Source organism: Nocardioides sp. FY1077, from assembly GCF_058681775.1.
This window is the reverse complement of sequence record NZ_JBZWDB010000002.1, coordinates 647,000-665,000: the sequence shown is the minus strand read 5'-3', so window position 1 is coordinate 665,000 and position 18,001 is coordinate 647,000. Positions and strand designations below refer to the sequence as shown.

Below are 18,001 nucleotides of genomic sequence, written 5' to 3'. Positions count from 1 at the left end.
GGACGAGCGGGAGCCTCTCATGCCAACGCACTACCCCTTTGCCGCTGTCGTCGGCTCCGAGGACCTGTCCCTCGCGCTGCTGCTGGCCACCGTGTCGCCCGAGATCGGCGGCGTGCTCGTGCGCGGCGAGAAGGGCACCGCCAAGTCGACGATCGTGCGCGGCCTCGTCGGCGTGCTGCCCCCCGTCGACGTCGTCGCGGGCGACCGGTTCTCCTCCGACCCCCGCGAGGCCGCCCCGCTCTCGCCCGACGGTCCGTTCGCCGCCGACGCCGCGGTCGAGTCGCGCCCGGTGCGGCTGGTGGAGCTGCCCGTCGGGGCCACCGAGGACCGCGTGCTGGGCTCGCTGCACCTCGAGAAGGCCCTCGCCGAGGGGCGGGCGGAGTACGAGCCCGGGCTGCTGGCGCGGGCCCACCGCGGCGTGCTGTACGTCGACGAGGTCAACCTGCTCCACGACCACCTCGTCGACGTGCTGCTCGACGCCGCCGCCACCGGCCGCGCCACCGTGGAGCGCGACGGGGTCTCGCTGACCCACGCCGCGCAGTTCGTGCTGGTCGGCACGATGAACCCCGAGGAGGGCGAGCTGCGCCCGCAGCTGCTCGACCGCTTCGGGCTCACCGTGGAGGTCGCCGCGCCCCGTGACCCGGCGCTGCGGGTGGAGGTGGTGCGCCGCCGGATGGCCCACGACGCCGACCCCGAGGCCTTCGCCGCCCGCTGGGACGACGCCGGCCGGGCGCTCACCGCACGGGTCGCCGCCGCGCGGGCGCTGCTGGCGCAGGTGGTGCTCGGCGACGACGTGCTGCTGAGGATCGCCGAGCTCTGCGCGGCCTTCGACGTCGACGGCCTGCGCGCCGACCTGGTCACTGCGCGCACCGCGGTGGCCCACGCCGCCTGGCACGGACGCCGCGAGGTCACCGTGGAGGACGTGCGCGCCGCCGCCCGCCTGGCGCTGCCCCACCGGCGCCGGCGCAACCCGTTCGACGCCCCCGGCCTCGACGAGGACCTCCTCGACGACGTGCTCGGCCCCGAGCCGGGCACCGACCCCACCCCCGACGGCGACGGGCCGGGCGACGGTCCCGGAGGCGAGCCCGGCGCCGGGCCCGCTGACGGTCCGGGCGCGCCGGGCGGGCCCGGCGACGGGCCCGGCGGGCAGGGGCAGTCCCCCGCCGGGCCGGACGCCGGTGGGGCCTCCAGCGGCGAGGCCGACGGCGACGCGACGGCCCAGGCCGGCCCGGCGGACGCGGGCCCCTCGGGCGACGCCCCGAGCGGCACCCCCAGCAGCACCCCCGCCGGCACCCCCACCAGCACGGGTACGACGGTGTCCGCGGGGTCGACGTACCGCGCCCGGCTGTTCACCGTGGCCGGCACCGGTCGCGGCGAGGCGGGCGGCCGCAGCCGCGCGACCACCGACTCCGGACGCCGGGTCGGCAGCGAGCCCGGGCTGCGCGGCGCGCTGCACCTGACCGAGACCGTGCGGGCCGCCGCCCCCCACCAGGCCGCCCGCGGACGCACGTCGGGCCGGTTGCGGCTGGCGCCCGACGACCTGCGGGTGGCGGTGCGGGAGGGGCGCGAGGCCAACCTCGTGCTGTTCTGCGTCGACGCCTCGGGGTCGATGGCGGCCCGCACGCGGATGGAGCAGGTGAAGGCCGCCATCCTCAGCCTGCTGCTCGACGCCTACCGCCGCCGCGACACCGTCGGCCTGGTGACCTTCCGCGGCAGCGGCGCCGAGCTGACGCTGCCGCCGACCCGCTCGGTCGACGTGGCCGCCGCGCGGCTGCAGGTGCTGCCCGCGGGCGGGCGCACCCCGCTGGCCGAGGGCCTCGTCGAGGCCGCCCGGGTGCTGGCCACCGAGCGCCGCCGCGACCCGCGACGACGTCCGCTGCTGGTCGTGGTGACCGACGGGCGCGCGACGTCGGGCCCCGACGCCGTGGCCCGCTCGCGCCGGGCCGCGGCGGCGCTCGCCGCCACCGGGACCACCGCGCTCCTCGTCGACTGCGAGTCGGGCGCGATGCGCCTGGGCCTGGGCCGGGTGCTCGCCGAGCACCTGGGCGCCGAGCACGTGCCGCTGGCGCGGGTGAGCGCCGACGTGCTGGCGGCCAGCGTGCGCGAGCGGGTGGCCTGATGCCGCAGGGCAAGCCGGTCGTCGTCCCCGACGACGGCCTCACCACGGCCCAGCGGCGCAACCAGCCGCTGCTGATGGTGCACACCGGCGACGGCAAGGGGAAGTCGACCGCCGCCTTCGGCCTGGCGATCCGCTCCTGGAACCAGGGGTGGGACGTCGGGGTGTTCCAGTTCGTGAAGTCGGCCAAGTGGCGCATCGGCGAGCAGAGCGTGCTCGAGCGCCTCGGCGAGCTGCACCGGGAGACCGGCGAGGGCGGACCGGTGGAGTGGCACAAGATGGGCGCCGGCTGGTCGTGGACGCGGAAGGAGGGCTCGGAGGCCGACCACGCCGCCGAGGCCGCCGAGGGCTGGGCGGAGGTCAAGCGCCGCCTCGCCGAGGAGCGCCACGACCTCTACGTGCTCGACGAGTTCACCTACCCGATGGAGTGGGGCTGGGTCGACGTCGACGACGTCGTCACCACGCTGCGCGAGCGGCCCGGTCGCCAGTACGTCGTGGTCACCGGCCGGCGCGCCCACCCGGCCCTGGTGGAGGCCGCCGACCTGGTCACGGAGATGACCAAGGTCAAGCACCAGATGGACCGCGGCCAGAAGGGCCAGCGAGGGATCGAGTGGTGACCACCCGGCTCCCCCGCGTCGTGGTGGCCGCCCCGTCCACCGGGCAGGGCAAGACCACGGTCTCCACCGGGCTGATGGCCGCGCTGCGCCGCCGCGGCCTCGCGGTGAGCGGCCACAAGGTCGGCCCCGACTACATCGACCCCGGCTACCACGCCCTGGCCTGCGGACGTCCCGGACGCAACCTCGACCCCCACCTGGTCGGCGAGCGGCTCGTCGTCCCGCTGCTGCTGCACGGCGCGCGGACGCCGGCGCCGGCCGACGTCGCGGTGGTCGAGGGCGTGATGGGGCTCTACGACGGCCGCGTCGGCGGCCGGGGCTTCTCCTCCACCGCCCACGTCGCCGCGCTGACCGCCTCCCCCGTCGTGCTGGTCGTCGACATCTCGCGCTCGTCGCGCTCGATCGGCGCGGTGGTGCACGGCATGGCCACCTGGGACCCCTCGGTCACCGTGGCCGGCGTCGTGCTCAACCAGGCGGGCTCGCCCCGCCACGCCGCGGAGGTGCGCTCCTCGATCGACCTGCCGGTGCTCGGCACGATCCCGCGCGACGCCGGCGTCGCCGCGCCGTCGCGCCACCTCGGGCTGGTGCCGGCCGCCGAGCGCGACCTGTCGGCCGAGGCCCTCGACCACCTCGCCGACCACGTGGCCGCCCACGTCGACCTCGACGCCGTGCTGGCGCTGGCCGCGACCGCCCCCGACCTCGACGCCGGGCCGTGGTCGCCGGCGGCGGTGGTCGCCCCGCCGGCGGACGCGGGCGGGCGGCGGCGTCCCGTCGTCGCGGTGGCCGGGGGCCGGGCGTTCACCTTCCGCTACGCCGAGACCGAGGAGCTGCTGCGCGCCGCCGGCTGCGACGTCGTCGGCTTCGACCCGCTGCGCGACCCGGCGCTGCCGCCCGGCACCAGCGGGGTCTACCTCGGCGGCGGGTTCCCCGAGGTGCACGTCGGTGACCTCGGGGCCAACGAGCCGCTGCGCCGCGGGCTGCGCGAGGCCGTGCTGGCCGGGGTGCCGACGGTGGCGGAGTGCGCCGGGCTGCTCTACCTCTGCCACACCCTCGACGGCGCCCCCATGGTGGGCGCCCTGCCCGCCGCGGCCGCGATGACGCCGCGGCTCACCATGCGCTACCCCACGGCCACCGCGGCCGGCGACAGCCTGCTGACCCGGCGCGGCGAGCAGGTCACCGGGCACGAGTTCCACCGCACCCACGTCGAGCCGGTGGCCGGCGACACCGCCACCTGGGTGGTCGACGGCGAGGCCGTCGGCTTCGGCACCGCCACCCTGCACGCCTCCTACCTGCACACGCACTGGGCCGGCCACCCCCACCTCGCGCAGCGCTTCGCCGACGCCGTGCACGCCCACGCGGGCCCGAGCGGTGGCTGAGCCCGCGCGCGACCCGCTGCTCTTCCACGGCGACGTCGAGCTGCGCGACGCCGTGCGCCCCCTGATCGACCTCGCCGTCAACGTGCACCCCGGCCCGCGCCCGCCCTGGCTGGAGGACGCGCTGCGGGCGAGCCTGGCCGACGTCGGCGCCTACCCCGACGCCGGCGCCGCGGAGGCCGCCCTCGCCGCGCGGCACGCCCGGCCCGTCGGCGAGGTGCTGGCGACCGCCGGCGCGGCCGAGGCGTTCTCGCTCGTGGCGCGCTGGCGACCCTGGCGGCGTCCGGTGGTGGTGCACCCGCAGTTCACCGAGCCCCACGCGGCGCTCGAGCGGGCCGGCCACGACGTCACCTCCGTGGTGCTGGCGGCGGACGACGGGTTCGCCCTCGACGCCGCGCAGGTGCCCGACGACGCCGACCTGGTCGTGCTCGGCAACCCCACCAACCCCACCGGCGTGCTCCACCCCGCCGTCGCCGTGCGGGCGCTGCTGCGCCCCGGCCGGGTGGTGGTGGTGGACGAGGCGTTCATGGACACCGACCCCGGCGAGCCCGAGTCGCTGGCCGGGACGCGCCTGCCGGGGCTCGTGGTCGTGCGCAGCCTCACCAAGCAGTGGGCCGTGCCCGGCGTGCGGGCGGGCCACCTGCTCGCCACGCCCCGCACCGTGGCCGCCCTGCGCCGCGAGCAGGTGCCGTGGTCGGTCTCGACGACCGCGGCGGCGGTGATGGTGGCCTGCGCCGGCGACCAGGCCCGCGCGGAGTCGGCCCGCCGTGCCCGCGACGTCGCGGCGTGGCGCACCCACCTGCAGCGCGGCCTGGCCGGCCTCGGCGTCGACCACGTCGCGTCGTCGACGTCGTTCGTGCTGGCCCGCCCGGGCGCCGGCACCCACGCACGGCTGCGCGACGCCGGCGTCGCCGTACGACGCGCCGACACCTTCCCCGGCCTCGACGACACCTGGGTGCGCCTCGCCGTGCGCCCGCCCGACGTCACCGACCGGGTGCTGGCCGCGCTCGCCGCGCTGCGCTGACCTGCGCCCCCTCGGTGCCGGCGTCGGCGCTCGCCTCGCTCCCGCCGTGCGGCGCGGTCAGCGGATGGGGACGCCGCGCTGCTGCAGGTTGCGCATCCGGAACGCGATGCCGATGCCGAGCAGCCCCATCAGGCCGGTGCCGATCACCAGTGCGTCGACCGGACCGACCACTGCCAGCAGCACCGCCAGCACCACCAGCACGGCGCCCATCCCACCCACGATCCACGGGGTGCGGTCGGGACGCGGCGGGGGCGCGGGAGGGCGGGCCATGCCCTGAAGGCTAGCCCCACCTCGTCCGCGTCTCCCGGGGTCGGGGCCCGCGCTGGGGGCGGGGTGGTGCGTCATCCGAACCGTGGATGCGACTACACCACCCGTATGACGCAAGCCCCAGCCCGCCCGACCGCCGCACCCGCACGCAGTAGGACGTCATACGAACCGTGGATGCGACTCCACCACCCGTATGACGCAAGCCCCAGCCCCCCGACCGCCGCGCCCGCGAGCAGCCGGACGTCATACGAACCGTGGATGCGACTCCACCATCCGTATGACGCCAGCCCCAGCCCCGGCCCCGGCGGCGAGCAGAGGAGCGGCGCGGCTCAGTCGCCGACGGTGAACACCGCGGAGACGACGTGACGCCGGCGGTCGGCGACCTCGGCGATCAGCGTGGGCGCCTCGGCGAGGGGCAGCACGTCGGTGACGAGGTGCTCGCGCACGGCGGCGCCCTCGTGGCGCAGCAGGTCGACGGTGGCGGCGGAGAGGCGCTGGCGGTCCCAGGCGTGGGCGGTGCCGCGGGGGGTGCGACCGATCTGGGCGCACACCAGCCGCAGGCCGTTGTGGTGGAACTCCCGGCCGAGCACGAGGTCGGCGGCGGGCTCGGTGTAGAACGCCAGGTCGACCACGGTGCCCTGCGGGCGCACGGCCCGCAGGGCCGTGTCGAGCGCCGCCGTGCGTCCGCGGCACTGCAGGACGACGTCGGCGCCGTGGTCGCCGGGGCCGTGGCGCCAGCGCGTCTTCAGCGCCCGCGCGGGGTCGTCGCCGGAGCCACCGGCGCCGCCCGTTCCGTCGAGGGTCTCCAGGCCGAGCCGCCCGGCGACCGCGCGGCGGCGCTCGTCGTCCTCGACGACCACCACCTCCTCGGCGCCGTGGTGGCGCGCCATCAGCGCGCTCATCAGCCCGATCAGGCCGGCGCCGACCACGACGACGCGCCGTCCGGCCACGCCGTCGGCCAGGCTGGTGGTGCCGGGCCCGACGAGGTCGGCAGCGGCGTGCAGCAGGCCGTTGGCGCAGATCGGGCCGAGGTGGGCGACGTACACGCCGAGCAGCGGGTCGAGGTCGTCGGGCAGGCGCACGACGTGCTCGCGCACCGGGTCGGAGACGTGGGCGGTGGCGTGGCCGTACGACGCCGCCACCAGCCCGCCCTCGGCGAAGCCGGGCGCGCGCGACTGCGCGACGCGGGCGACCTCCATGTAGCCCAGCTTGGTGACCGGCCACGCGGTGCCCGGCGCCGAGCGGCTGGGGTCGAACAGGCCCAGCTCGGGGTCGTGGTGGGTGGTGAGCGCGGGGTTGTCGCCGCGCTGGAAGGTGATCTCGGTGCCGGCCGACAGCCCGGTGGCCACCGTCTCGAGCAGCAGCCCGCCCTCGGGCACCTCCGGGACGGTCTCCTCGCGCAGCACCAGCTCGCCGGGCCCGAGGGCCACCAGCCGCTGCAGGGTGCTCACGAGACCGCCCCGTCGGTGCGCACGCGCACGGCGCGGCCCTCCGCCGCCGAGCGGGCGACGGCGCGCGAGAGGCGCAGGGTCTCCACGGCGTCGGCGTACGACGAGCGGGGCGCGGGGCCGTGGCCGGCCACGGCCAGCACGAACTCCTGGTCGACGAGCACCCGCGCGTCGGCGGTGACCGGGTGGTGCTGGGTGTCGGTGCCGCGGTGCACGGTCAGCCCGGTCTCGTCGACGTCGACGACGGCGCCGTCGGCCACCAGCCGCAGCCCGGCGCCGTGCTTGGCGCGCAGCGCGGAGGTGGCGGTGTAGGTGGCCACCGCGCCGGAGGCGAAGCGCACGGCCGCGGCGGTGGCGTCGTCGACGTCACCGCGGTCGCCCTCGGGCTGGCCGGAGCCGGCGGGCGGTGCGTCGCGCCGCACCCCGGCGGCCCAGACCTCGTCGGCCTCGCCGAGCAGCAGGCGGGACAGGTCGAGCACGTGCGCGACCTGCTCCACCATCTGGCCGCCGGACTGGTCGCTGCGCGCCCACCACGGCACCGGCGGACGCTTGTCGAGCCACCAGCCGCTGGCCAGCACGGGCCCGCCGGCCAGCAGGTCGTCGAGCAGGGGCAGCACGTCGAGGCAGCGCCAGTGGTGGCCGGTGGCGGTGACCACGCCGGCCTGCGCGGCGAGCGCCGCCAGCTCCTCGGCGGCGGCGACGTCGAGGCCCACGGGCTTCTCGACGAACAGCGGCAGCCCGGCCGCGAACGCGGCGCGCTCCGGCTCGCCGTGGGCGAACGGCGGCACGCACACGTAGACCGCGTCGGGGCTGGTGGCCTCGATGGCGGCGCCCACCTCGGCGAAGGCGGTGGTGCCGGCCTCCCGGGCGAGGGCCTCGGCGGTCTCGGCCGCGGGGTCGACGACGCCGACCAGCTCGGTGCGGGCGTCGCCGTCGAGGCCGGCGAGCACCTCGACGTGGCGACGGGCGACACCTCCGGCCCCGACCATCAGGATGCGGGTGGTCATGGGGTGGTGTCCTCCAGGAGTCGGTCGTACAGGTCGAGGTAGGACGCCGCCATCGCGGCCGGCGTCCACCGCCGGGCGGCTGCCCGGCAGTCGTCGGGGTCGATCGTGTCGAGGCGGCCCAGCGCGGCGGCGAGGTCCTCCTCGGTGTCGGCGAGGTAGCCGGTGCGCCCGTGCTCCACGAGGGAGGGCAGCACCCCGAGCGGGGTGCCGACGACCGGTACGCCGCGGCGCAGCGCCTCGACCACGGCTGTGGCGCCGGGCTCGGCCCAGCGGATCGGGGTGAGCAGGGCCCGGGCCGAGGCCAGCAGGTGCTCCTTCTCGGTCCCGGCCACCCCGCCGACCCAGCGCGCGGTCTCGCCGTCGAGCAGCGGTGCGACCTCGTCGCAGAAGAAGCGGACGTCCGGGTGGGAGGTCAGGGTCGGGTCGCCCTCGGCGACGCGGCGACGCAGCTCGTCGGGGTCGCCGATGCCGGCGACCGGCCCGGCCAGCACGACCGGCACGCCGGCGCGCCCGGCCACGCGCACGGCGACGTCCTGGCCCTTGTCGCGAGTGATCCGCGCCAGCACCAGCACGTGGTCGCCGCGCGCGACCGGCCCGGTCGACGGGTCGGGGTCGGGCGAGGCCAGCGGCACGACCCCCATCGTCTGGGCCTGCAGCGCGGCAGGTGCCCGGTCGAGCTGCGACTGCGACACGGCGGCGAACCGCACCCGGCCGCGGCCGTCGAAGGAGGAGTAGAACTCCTGGTGCTTGCCCAGGTCCCAGTGCAGCGTCTGCACCGTCGGCGGCGCCGCGGTGCCCATGGCGCCCAGGACGGCGGGGCCGACCACCTCGAGGTGGTCGTGCACGAGGTCGACCTCGAGGCCGTCGCGCAGCGCCGCCACCACGCCCTGCATGTGGGCGTGGGCGACCCCCGAGACCTGGTTGTAGGGCTGCTGGATGCGCGCGAAGCACGGCTCGGGCAGCACCGGCAGCACCTCGTCGACCTCCAGCGTGCTCGTGCCGACGGTCGCCAGCACCACCCGCACGCCGCGCGCGCGCAGCTCGGGCACCAGGGTGGCGACCACCGCCTCGATGCCGCCGTAGCCCTCGGGCGGGACGGGCAGCCAGGGACCGGCGTTGACCAGGACGCTCAGACCCACTGACCGACCTCGGAGAACCGGCGACGGTAGGCGTCGACGGTCACCATGGGCGGGCGCTCGATCACCGAGACGTCGTGGGTCTCCGGCACGAACGACGCGCCGTCGCGGGCGAACTGCGTGAGCCGGGGCGTCGGCTCGGTGGTGAGCACGCCGACCCCGTGCAGCTCGATGCGCGAGAGCAGCGCGAGGTAGACCTGCGCCGCCATCCGCCCCAGCGAGGCGTCGGAGCTGTTGCGGTGGCGCCGGCTGCCGAGGTCGACCTGGGCCATCGCGTCGAGGCCCACCGACTCCAGGACGTCGATCAGCATCGCGATCTCCACGCCGTAGCCCGACAGGAACGGCAGCCGCTCCAGCAGCCGCCGGCGCCCGGCGTACTCCCCCGCGAGGGGCTGCACGATGCCGGCAAGCGCCGGCCAGTGCAGGTTGAGCAGCGGGCGGGCCAGGATCTCGGTGACCCGGCCGCCGCCAGCGGGCATCAGGGTCTGGCCGCTCTGCAGCGGCCGGTCGTAGAAGGCCTTGACGAACTCGACGCCGGGGTCGGCGAGCAGCGGTCCGAGCAGGCCGACGGCGAACTGCGGGTCGAAGTCCTCGAGGTCGGCGTCGATGAACGCGACGATGTCGCCGCGGGTGACGTGCAGCGACTTCCACAGCGCCTCGCCCTTGCCGGGCTGGTCGACGAGGTGGTCGAGCACGGCTTCCTGCCGCTCGACGCGGGCACCTGCCTCGGCGGCGATGCGGGCGGTGTCGTCGGTGGAGCCGGAGTCGATGACGACCAGCTCGTCGATGAGCGGCACCCGCTCGACCAGCTCGCGGCGCAGCCGCTCGACGATCGGGCCGACGGTGGCCTCCTCGTTGCGCGCGGGCAGCACGACGCTGGTGGTGGTGCCGTTCTTGGCGGCGGCGAGAGCCCGGCGGTCCCAGTCGGGGCCCGACGTCGTGCGCCGGCGGAACCACTCGTGGAGGCGCGCGTCCACCTCAGGCCCTCCACCGGGTGGCGGGCCGGACGGGGCGCGGGCTCACCCGCACGCCTCCTGGCCGGTCGTGCTCCCTCGTCGTCCTGCTGCTGGTGCGACCATCACGACCACCCTCCCTCGAGCCCCCGGTTGTGCCGGCCCTCCAGCCGGACGCAACTAGTACCCCGTGTGAGCGACTTCATGCCGTGCAGTCAGCCACACCGAGGTGAACACCCGGCGCCGTGCCGGGTCGACCGACGCGTGCAGCCCGCGCGGCCCACGGGGCGCCGACGTGCCCTAGGGTGAGCCCGCGGGCACGAGGAAGCCGGTGGGAATCCGGCACAGTCGCGCTACTGTGACAGCTCCTCCGAGGCCGACCCACGGGTCGCCACGGACGGCTGGAGTCAGACCCGAGTGTCCGTCAATCCATCCGATCCGTCAGGGACGCACCCATCCCTCAGGAGGACCCATGTCGTCGTCTGCTCCCCTCTCCGCCCCCGTCACCGGCACGCTCGCCGGCACCGCCCAGGTGCCCACGGTGCCGCTCGCCGAGCTGGCCCCCTGGGCCCTCTTCGGCGGCCTGCTGGCCACCCTCGTGCTGTTCTTCGTCAGCACCGACCAGGGCGCGGTGTCGCTGCTCTCCGGCACCGCGCTGCACGAGCTCGTGCACGACGGTCGCCACCTGCTCGGCTACCCCTGCCACTGAGCCCCGTCCGGCCCACCCCGCCACCTCCTCGGTGGTCGGGGCGCGCTGCGGCGCGCCCTGGCACCGGTTCCCGAACGGACTCCCCATGAGCACACGCACCACCGGGGGCGACCCCGGACCGACCCGTCGCACCCCCCGGATGACCGCCCGCGCCCTGCTGGTGCGTGGCCTGCTGGTCGGCCTGCTGGCCGGCTGCGCCACCTTCCTGGTGGCCACCTGGGCCGGCGAGCCGTCGCTGGAGGCGGCCGTCGCCCTCGAGGGCGGGGCCGGTCACCACCACGACGAGGGCACCGCCCCCCACGACCACGCCGCGGGCGAGGGCGGGGAGGGCACGGACGCCGTCGTCTCGCGCAGCACCCAGCGCACCTGGGGCCTGCTGCTGGGCTCGGTGGCCGTCGGCACCGCCCTCGGCGGGCTGCTGGCGCTCGCCGCGGCGCTCGCGGTGGGCCGCCTCGGCGGCCTGCGCCCCGGGCCCACCGCCGCGCTCGTGGGCGGCACGGGCTTCGTGGCGTTCGCGCTCGTGCCGTTCCTGAAGTACCCCGCGCTGCCGCCCGGCGTCGGCAGCGCCGAGACCATCGGGGCCCGCACCGGGCAGTACTTCGCCTACGTCGCGCTCTCGCTGATCGCCGCCGTGGCGGCCGTGCTGCTGGCCCGACAGCTCGCCCGGCGGCTGGAGGGGTCGTACGGCGTCCCCCTGGCGGTCGGCGCCGGGCTCGGCCTCTACCTCGCCGTGGTCGTCGTCGCCGGGGCGCTGCTGCCCGCGGCGGCGTCGGCCGGCGACGTGCCGGCCGACCTGCTCTGGTCGTTCCGCCGCGGGTCGCTGCTGACCCTCGGCGCCCTGTGGGGCGTGCTCACCCTCGGCCTGGCGGTGGCCGTCGGCCGCCTCGGTGAGCAGGAGCGTGCCGTGCGCGCCCGCCGCGAGCTGGCGGCGAGCCTGTGACGCCGCCCGGGGGGACGCCGCAGGTCGACCCGACGATCGACCCGCCGTCGGCGGCGGCGGCGGCGGAGGCCACCGAGCGGCTGGCGGCCCTGGCCACCCCGGCGGGCGCGCTGGGGCGCCTCGGTGAGCTGGGTGCGTGGCTGGCCGCCGCGCAGGGGCAGGTGCCGCCCCGACCGCTGACCCACGTGCGGCTCGTCGTCTTCGCCGGCGACCACGGCGTGGCGGCCCACGGCGTCTCGGCCTACCCGGCGGCCGTCACCGGCGCCATGCTGCGCACGTTCGTGGCCGGACGCGCCGGGGTGTCGGCCCTGGCCCACGCCCACGACGTGCACGTGCGGGTGCTCGACCTGGGCGTGGACGGCGACCTCGGCGACCTGCCGCCCGCGGTGGCCGCGGCCGTCGGGGCCCGCAAGGTGCGCCGGGGCAGCGGCGCGCTGCACCTGGAGGACGCGCTCACCCCCGCCGAGCTCGACGCCGCGCTGGAGGCCGGACGGCTCACCGCACGCGAGGAGGTGGCGGCCGGCGCCGACCTGCTGCTCACCGGCGACATGGGCATCGGCAACACCACGGCCGCCGCCTGCCTGGTGGCGGCCGCGCTCGACCTCGACGCCGCCGCCGTCACCGGCCGCGGCACGGGCGTCGACGACGCCACGCTGGCCCGCAAGCGCGACGTCGTCGACACCGCGCTGCGCCGCGTCGGTGACCGCGCCCGCGACCCCCGCGAGGCGCTGGGCGCGCTGGGCAGCGCCGACCTCGCTGCGACGGTCGGCTTCGTGGCACAGGCGGCCTCGCTCGGCGTACCGGTGCTGCTCGACGGGCTGATGTCGGTGGCGTGCGCGCTGGTCGCGGAGCGGATGCACCCCGGCGTCGCGGCGTGGTGCGTGGCCGGGCACCGCTCCCCCGAGCCGGCCCAGGGACTCGCGCTGGAGGCCCTCGGGCTGGCGCCGCTGCTCGACCTCGGCCTTCGCCTGGGCGAGGGCAGCGGCGCGGTGGCCGCGGTGCCGCTGCTGCGGGGGGCGGTCGCGCTGCTGCGCGACGTCGCCCTGCTCGCCGAGCTGCTGCCGCCCGAGACCCCCGACGCCGGTGCGTGACGCGCGTGCGTGACTCGTGGCGGCTGGCGGTCGGCACGCTGACCGCGCTGCCCGTCGCCCCGCCGGGCCGGGTCGACCGGGCCGTGGCCGGCCGGGCGATGCTGCTGGCCCCGCTCGCGGTGGTGCCGCTCGGGCTGCTGGTGGCCGCGGTCGGCTGGGCCGGGCGCGAGGCCGGGCTCGCCCCCCTGGCCGTGGCGGCGGTGGCCGTCGGGCTGCTGGCCGCGGGCAGCCGGGCCCTGCACTGGGACGGCCTCTCCGACACCGCCGACGGCCTCACCGCCTCCTACGACCCCGAGCGCTCGCTGCAGGTGATGCGCACCGGCACGTCCGGGCCCGCCGGCGTGCTGGCCACGGTCGTGCTGGCGGTGGCGCAGGTGGCGGCGCTGGCCTCGCTGCTGCGCCTCGACGACGGCCCGCTGCTGGCGGGGCTGCTGGTGTGCTGCTCGCGCGTCGCGCTGGTGCTGACCTGCCTGCGGGGGGTGCGACCGGCGCGCCCCGACGGGCTCGGCGCCGGGTTCACCGGCACCGTGGCGCCGCTCGCGGCCGCGGCCGTGTGGGGCGTGGTGCTGCTGGCGGTGGCCGTAGCCGCGGAGGCGGCCGGCGCCGGCTGGGCGCGCGGCGCGGTGGCGGTGGTGCTGGCCGTGGCCGCGGTGGCGCTGCTGGTGCGGCGCACCACCCGCCGCCTGGGCGGGGTCACCGGCGACGTGTACGGCGCCGGCGTCGAGCTCGCCCTCACCGTGCTGCTGGTGGTGCTGTCGTGAGCGACCGCGCGTCGCACGGGTCAGAGCCGGAGCACGCGCCCGGCCACCACGAGGTGCACCTCGTCGCACGCCGCGGCCACCCGCTGGTTGGCCAGGCCGAGCAGGTCGCGGAACACCCGCCCCGAGCGGTGGGCCGGCACGACGCCGAGCCCCACCTCGTTGGTCACCACCACCACGTCGTGGGCGTGCGCCCCGAGCGCGTCGGTGAACGACGCGAGCCGGTCCTCGACCAGCATCAGCTGCTCCTCGCTGGTGGCCTCCCAGGCGCCGGCGTCGTCGAGCAGCCGGGTCAGCCAGGTGCCGAGGCAGTCGACCAGCACCGGCCCGTCGGCGTCGCGCAGCGCCGCGGCGAGGTCGCCGGTCTCGGCCGTCGACCACGCCCCCGGGCGGCGGTCGCGGTGGGCCGCCACCCGCGCGGCCCAGTCGGCGTCGTCGAGCGCCGGCCCGGGTGCGACGTACGTCGTCGACACCTCCGGCGCCAGCAGCGCCTCGGCGTGCGACGACTTGCCGGAGCGCACTCCCCCGGTCACCAGCACCTTCATCGGGTCCTCCTGGTCGCTCTGGTCGTCCTCCCGGCCCGGACGCCGGCCAGGCGCGGGTCGCTGCGGTGAGCACGAGCCGGGCGCTCGGGCTCGCGGTGGGCGTCGCCGCTGACCGGTTGCTGGGTGATCCTGCCCGGGGCCACCCCGTCGCGGGGTTCGGGGCGGTGGCCGGTGCGCTGGAGCGGCGGTGGTGGGCCGACGACCGGGCGCGCGGCGCGGCGTACGCCGCCGTGCTGGTCGGCGTGACCGGCGTGGGAGGCGCGGTGGTCGAACGCGCCGTCCGCGAGCGCCCCCTGCGGCACGTCGCGGTGACCGCGGGCGCGACCTGGGTGGTGCTGGGCGGCAGGTCGCTCGACCGCGAGGCCGCAGCCGTCGACGCGCTGCTGCGCGCCGGCCGCCTCGACGACGCCCGCCGCCGGCTCACCCACCTCGTGGGTCGCGACACCGCCGTGCTCGACGCCGCCGGCGTGGCCCGCGCGGTCGTGGAGTCGGTGGCGGAGAACACCTCCGACGCGGTCGTGGCCCCGCTGCTGCTCGGGGCCGTGGCCGGCGTGCCGGGGCTGCTGGGCTACCGCGCCGCCAACACCCTCGACGCCATGGTGGGCCACCGCACCCCGCGCCACGAGCGGTTCGGCTGGGCCGCGGCCCGCCTCGACGACCTGCTCAACCTGCCCGGCGCGCGGCTCTGCGCGCTGCTCGCGGTCGTGCTCGGCGACGACCGCGCCGGCGCCGTGCGCGCCTGGCGGCGCGACGCCCGCCACCACCCGAGCCCCAACGCCGGCCCGGTGGAGGCGTCGTTCGCGGGGGCGCTCGGCCTGCGCCTGGGCGGCGAGACCGTCTACCCCACGCGCGTGGAGCAGCGGCCCCTGCTCGGCGACGGGCGCGACCCGGACCCTCACGACGTCACCCGCGCCCGGCGGCTGGCCCGCCGGGTCGCTCTGGGGGCGCTCCTCGCGGTGCTCCCCCTCGCTGCGCGCCCACCCAGGCGCGCGCGGCCGCGACGTCGCTGACGGCGGCGACCCCGGACGGTGGCGCGGGGCGCCGTACGACGACGACCGGCACGCCCAGCGCGTCGGCGGCCGCCATCTTGGGCCAGGTCAGCGCACCGCCGGAGTCCTTGGTCACCAGCACGTCGGCGCGGTGGGCGCGCAGCAGCGCCCGCTCCCCGGCGAGACGGTAGGGCCCGCGGCTGCGCAGCACGCTCCACGGCGCCGGCACCGCCACCTCGGGAGCGTCGACCACCCGGGCCAGCACCGCACGGTCGGCGAGCGGTGAGGTGAACCGGCCGAGCTCCTGGCGACCCACGGTGAGGAACGGTCGCCGGCCGAGCGCCGCTGCGCGGGCCGCCGCGTCGTCGTGGCCGTCGACCCAGTGCCACCCCGCGGCGCCGGGCGCGTCGGCCCACCCCGGTCGGGCCAGGCGCAGCAGCGGCACGTCGACGGTCGCGGCGTGCGCCGAGATGCGGGCGGCGAAGGGGTGGGTGGCGTCCACCACCGCGTCGTACCCGCGGGCGTGGGCGCGCAGCCCCTCCGCACCGCCGAACCCGCCGACGCGCACGTCGCCCTCCGGCAGCGCCGGGCGGGCCACCCGCCCGGCCAGCGACGACACCACCTCGACGCCGTCGGCCACCAGCGCGGCCGCCAGGGCCCGGGCCTCACCCGTGCCGCCGAGCAGCAGCACCCTCACGGCACAGCACCAGGCGCCGGTCCGGGCAGCGACGGGGCGCCCGGCGGCAGGAACGGCAGACCGGCGGGCGCGCCGCCGCGGGCCAGGGCGAGCAGGGCGTCCACGTCGAGGTGCTCCTCCACCAGGTCGCCGAGCAGGTCGAGACGGCGCTCCCGGGCGGCCGGGAACGACACGGTCGACCCCACGCCGAGCGCGTCGCGCAGGAACGCCGCGCGGTGGTCGTCGTCCTCGAGCCGGCCGTGCACCATCGTGGCCTGCACGGCGCCGCGGCGGGTCTCACCCACCACCCGGCCGTGGTGGATCTCGTAGCCCGCGGGCTCGTGGCGGCGCAGCACCTTGTCGGCGCCGAAGGTGGTGTGCAGGTCGAGCAGGCCCAGCCCGTCGACCTCGGCACCGGCCTCCCCCTCCACGCCGTCGGGGTCGCTGATCCGGCGTCCCAGCACCTGCGCGCCGCCGCAGATGCCGAGCACGGGCCGCCCCGCCGCGGCGTGCGCGAGCACCGCGGTGTCCAGGCCACGGGCGCGCAGCCAGGCCAGGTCGGCGAGCGTCGCACGGGTGCCGGGCAGCACCACCAGGTCGGCCCCGGCCAGCGCCTGCGGGGTGGAGACGAACCGCACGTCGAGGCCGGGCTCGAGGCCCAGCGCGTCGACGTCGGTGAGGTTGCTGATCCGCGGCCAGCGCACCACCGCCACCACGGTGGCCGCGCCGGTGGAGCGGCGTCCCTCCAGGTCGAGGGCGTCCTCGCTGTCGAGCCACACGTCGGGGCGCCACGGCAGCACGCCGTACGTCGGGCGCCCGGTGGCCGCGGCGAGCTGGGCCAGCCCGGGCTCGAGCAGGCCGACGTCGCCGCGGAACTTGTTGACCACGAAGCCGGCCACCAGCGCCTGGTCGGCGGGCTCCAGCAGCGCGACGGTGCCGAGGAACGCCGCGAACACCCCGCCGCGGTCGATGTCGCCCACCACCACGACCGGCAGGTCGCCGTGGCGGGCCAGCCCCATGTTGACGTAGTCGCCAGCGCGCAGGTTCACCTCCGCCGGGCTGCCGGCGCCCTCGGCGACGACCACCTCGAAGCGGCCGGCGAGGTCGTCGTACGCCGCGTGGGCCGCGGCCGCGAGGTGGCGCCGGCCGTCGACGAAGTCGCGCGACGACACCGCGCCGGCGGGCCGGCCCATCACCACGACGTGGCTGCGTCGCTCCGAGCCCGGCTTGAGCAGCACCGGGTTCATCGCCACCTCGGGCTCCACCCCCGCGGCCAGGGCCTGCACCCACTGGGCCCGGCCCATCTCGCCGCCGGCCCGGGTGACCATCGAGTTGTTCGACATGTTCTGCGCCTTGTACGGCGCCACCCGCACGCCGCGGCGGGCCAGCGCCCGGCACAGCCCGGTGGTCACCACCGACTTGCCGGCGTCCGAGGTCGTGCCGGCCACCAGCAGCCCGCTCACCGCAGGTCCCCCTCGCCGGTGGTGGGGGCGGCGTCGTGGCCGGGGGCGCGCAGCAGGTAGATGTCCATCACCCAGCCGGCCGCCTCCTTGCACCGCACCCGCGCGGCGTCGACCTCGCCGGCGACGTCGCGCACCCGCCCGGCCACCAGCTCCTCGCTGGCGGTGCCGAGGTTGCCGCCCCACCAGATCGACCAGTCGCCCAGGTCGAGCGCCGGGCCGGTGAGCTCGACGACGCGGTTGAGCATCACCACCACGTTGTCCTGGCCCTGCCCGTGCGGCGGCGGGGCGACGGCCTCGGCCAGCCGGCGCCGCGTCGTGACGTGGAGCGCCTGGCCCACCTCGTGCAGCACCAGCCGGTGGCGCGCCGCGAGCAGCTGCACCGACGAGATGCCCGGCACCACGTCGAGCCTCAGTGGCAGCCGTCGTCCCACCCGCTCCAGCACCCGGATCGTCGAGTCGTAGAACGCCGGGTCGCCCCACACCAGGAACCCCGCCGCGCCGTCGTGGGCCCGCAGCGCCGCCTCGTACGCCGCCGCGCGGGCGTCGTGCCAGGCCTCGACGGCCGCGGCGTACTGCTCCTGGGTGCCGGTGCGCGCGGGGCGCCGCTCGCGCGACGGGTCGTCGACGCGCACGACCACGGGCGGGGCGTCGAGGTGGCGGTCGAGCAGCCGCTCCCGGGCGACCACCAGCGGGTCGGGCATGCCCCCGCGCGGCGACGTGAGGCCCGCCGACTTGTCGGAGACCACGAAGAAGTCGACGTCGCGCATCGCCCGCACCGCCTCGAGGGTGACCTGGTCGGGGTCGCCCGGCCCCACCCCGATCACCCGCACCCGCTTCATCGCTGGCCCCCGCCTCGGACGGGCCAGGTCGTACCCCTCTCCTCGTTGGTCGA

The 18,001-nt window shown here is 77.7% G+C and carries 16 protein-coding genes and 1 pseudogene; 8 read left to right on the top strand and 9 right to left on the bottom strand.

All coding sequences use genetic code 11. From position 1 onward, the window contains the following. Positions 1–19: 19 nt before the first annotated feature. The 3 genes and pseudogenes from AC4OR8_RS08155 to cobBC all read left to right on the top strand — a co-directional run bounded on the left by AC4OR8_RS08155 (position 20) and on the right by cobBC (position 5,127). Complete coding sequence (locus AC4OR8_RS08155; RefSeq protein WP_492165036.1) at positions 20–2,119, top strand: VWA domain-containing protein; 2,100 nt, start codon at positions 20–22, stop codon at positions 2,117–2,119. Further along, complete coding sequence (cobO, locus tag AC4OR8_RS08150; protein WP_492165035.1) at positions 2,119–2,733, top strand: cob(I)yrinic acid a,c-diamide adenosyltransferase; 615 nt, start codon at positions 2,119–2,121, stop codon at positions 2,731–2,733. Before AC4OR8_RS08155 ends, cobO begins: the two co-directional genes overlap by 1 nt. Then, a pseudogene (cobBC, locus tag AC4OR8_RS08145) lies at positions 2,730–5,127 on the top strand (bifunctional hydrogenobyrinic acid a,c-diamide synthase/histidinol phosphate aminotransferase CobBC). The gene cobO and the pseudogene cobBC overlap by 4 nt, the downstream one beginning before the upstream one ends. A gap of 57 nt (positions 5,128–5,184) precedes the next feature. Here cobBC and AC4OR8_RS08140 read toward each other — a convergent pair. The 5 genes from AC4OR8_RS08140 to AC4OR8_RS08120 all read right to left on the bottom strand — a co-directional run bounded on the left by AC4OR8_RS08140 (position 5,185) and on the right by AC4OR8_RS08120 (position 9,962). Then, positions 5,185–5,397 carry a hypothetical protein gene (locus tag AC4OR8_RS08140; protein ID WP_492165034.1) on the bottom strand — a complete coding sequence of 71 codons (213 nt, stop codon included), beginning with the start codon at positions 5,395–5,397 and terminating at the stop codon, positions 5,185–5,187. A gap of 326 nt (positions 5,398–5,723) precedes the next feature. Next, positions 5,724–6,845, bottom strand: coding sequence for a zinc-binding dehydrogenase (locus tag AC4OR8_RS08135; protein WP_492165033.1), 1,122 nt, complete (start codon positions 6,843–6,845; stop codon positions 5,724–5,726). After that, on the bottom strand, positions 6,842–7,849 hold the full coding sequence (locus tag AC4OR8_RS08130; protein ID WP_492165032.1) for a Gfo/Idh/MocA family protein: 1,008 nt from the start codon (positions 7,847–7,849) through the stop codon (positions 6,842–6,844). Before AC4OR8_RS08130 ends, AC4OR8_RS08135 begins: the two co-directional genes overlap by 4 nt. Further along, positions 7,846–8,988, bottom strand: coding sequence for a glycosyltransferase (locus AC4OR8_RS08125; protein ID WP_492165031.1), 1,143 nt, complete (start codon positions 8,986–8,988; stop codon positions 7,846–7,848). The genes AC4OR8_RS08130 and AC4OR8_RS08125 overlap by 4 nt, the downstream gene beginning before the upstream one ends. Further along, positions 8,979–9,962 (bottom strand): glucosyl-3-phosphoglycerate synthase, encoded by a 984-nt coding sequence (locus tag AC4OR8_RS08120; protein WP_492165030.1) that lies wholly within the window; start codon positions 9,960–9,962, stop codon positions 8,979–8,981. The genes AC4OR8_RS08125 and AC4OR8_RS08120 overlap by 10 nt, the downstream gene beginning before the upstream one ends. Before the next feature lie 448 nt (positions 9,963–10,410). On the opposite strand from AC4OR8_RS08120, the gene AC4OR8_RS08115 reads away from it, so the two are divergent. The 4 genes from AC4OR8_RS08115 (at position 10,411) to AC4OR8_RS08100 (ending at position 13,439) form a co-directional block, all read left to right on the top strand. Next, a complete protein-coding gene (locus AC4OR8_RS08115; protein WP_492165029.1) occupies positions 10,411–10,647 on the top strand; it encodes a CbtB domain-containing protein in 237 nt (78 codons plus the stop codon). Positions 10,648–10,732: 85 nt separating this feature from the next. Then, a complete protein-coding gene (locus AC4OR8_RS08110) occupies positions 10,733–11,587 on the top strand; it encodes a CbtA family protein (protein ID WP_492165028.1) in 855 nt (284 codons plus the stop codon). Beyond that, a complete protein-coding gene (gene cobT, locus AC4OR8_RS08105; protein WP_492165027.1) occupies positions 11,584–12,678 on the top strand; it encodes a nicotinate-nucleotide--dimethylbenzimidazole phosphoribosyltransferase in 1,095 nt (364 codons plus the stop codon). The genes AC4OR8_RS08110 and cobT overlap by 4 nt, the downstream gene beginning before the upstream one ends. 5 nt (positions 12,679–12,683) lie before the next feature. Beyond that, the gene (locus AC4OR8_RS08100; protein ID WP_492165026.1) at positions 12,684–13,439 is read left to right on the top strand and encodes an adenosylcobinamide-GDP ribazoletransferase; all 756 of its coding nucleotides are present in this window, start codon (positions 12,684–12,686) and stop codon (positions 13,437–13,439) included. 20 nt (positions 13,440–13,459) lie between these two features. Here AC4OR8_RS08100 and AC4OR8_RS08095 read toward each other — a convergent pair whose 3' ends face one another. Further along, the gene (locus tag AC4OR8_RS08095; RefSeq protein ID WP_492165025.1) at positions 13,460–13,981 is read right to left on the bottom strand and encodes a bifunctional adenosylcobinamide kinase/adenosylcobinamide-phosphate guanylyltransferase; all 522 of its coding nucleotides are present in this window, start codon (positions 13,979–13,981) and stop codon (positions 13,460–13,462) included. 65 nt (positions 13,982–14,046) lie between these two features. Between AC4OR8_RS08095 and AC4OR8_RS08090 the strand changes: the two genes are divergently transcribed. Next, positions 14,047–14,991 (top strand): cobalamin biosynthesis protein, encoded by a 945-nt coding sequence (locus AC4OR8_RS08090; protein WP_492165024.1) that lies wholly within the window; start codon positions 14,047–14,049, stop codon positions 14,989–14,991. On the opposite strand, the gene AC4OR8_RS08085 is transcribed toward AC4OR8_RS08090, so the two are convergent. Genes AC4OR8_RS08085 through cobF form a run of 3 tightly spaced genes read right to left on the bottom strand, consistent with a single transcriptional unit; the run spans position 14,885 to position 17,948 of the window. Further along, complete coding sequence (locus AC4OR8_RS08085; protein WP_492165023.1) at positions 14,885–15,667, bottom strand: cobalt-precorrin-6A reductase; 783 nt, start codon at positions 15,665–15,667, stop codon at positions 14,885–14,887. The genes AC4OR8_RS08090 and AC4OR8_RS08085 overlap by 107 nt on opposite strands. Further along, the gene (locus tag AC4OR8_RS08080; RefSeq protein WP_492165022.1) at positions 15,664–17,109 is read right to left on the bottom strand and encodes a cobyric acid synthase; all 1,446 of its coding nucleotides are present in this window, start codon (positions 17,107–17,109) and stop codon (positions 15,664–15,666) included. Before AC4OR8_RS08080 ends, AC4OR8_RS08085 begins: the two co-directional genes overlap by 4 nt. Beyond that, on the bottom strand, positions 17,106–17,948 hold the full coding sequence (gene cobF, locus AC4OR8_RS08075; protein ID WP_492165021.1) for a precorrin-6A synthase (deacetylating): 843 nt from the start codon (positions 17,946–17,948) through the stop codon (positions 17,106–17,108). Before cobF ends, AC4OR8_RS08080 begins: the two co-directional genes overlap by 4 nt. Positions 17,949–18,001: the final 53 nt, after the last annotated feature.

Coding starts and splice junctions, on each gene's coding strand:
- cobO (WP_492165035.1), top strand. CDS start 2,119: ATGCCGCAGGGCAAGCCGGTCGTCGTCCCCGACGACGGCCTCACCACG.
- AC4OR8_RS08110 (WP_492165028.1), top strand. CDS start 10,733: ATGAGCACACGCACCACCGGGGGCGACCCCGGACCGACCCGTCGCACC.
- cobF (WP_492165021.1), bottom strand. CDS start 17,948: ATGAAGCGGGTGCGGGTGATCGGGGTGGGGCCGGGCGACCCCGACCAG.
- AC4OR8_RS08115 (WP_492165029.1), top strand. CDS start 10,411: ATGTCGTCGTCTGCTCCCCTCTCCGCCCCCGTCACCGGCACGCTCGCC.
- AC4OR8_RS08095 (WP_492165025.1), bottom strand. CDS start 13,981: ATGAAGGTGCTGGTGACCGGGGGAGTGCGCTCCGGCAAGTCGTCGCAC.
- AC4OR8_RS08130 (WP_492165032.1), bottom strand. CDS start 7,849: ATGACCACCCGCATCCTGATGGTCGGGGCCGGAGGTGTCGCCCGTCGC.
- AC4OR8_RS08140 (WP_492165034.1), bottom strand. CDS start 5,397: ATGGCCCGCCCTCCCGCGCCCCCGCCGCGTCCCGACCGCACCCCGTGG.
- AC4OR8_RS08155 (WP_492165036.1), top strand. CDS start 20: ATGCCAACGCACTACCCCTTTGCCGCTGTCGTCGGCTCCGAGGACCTG.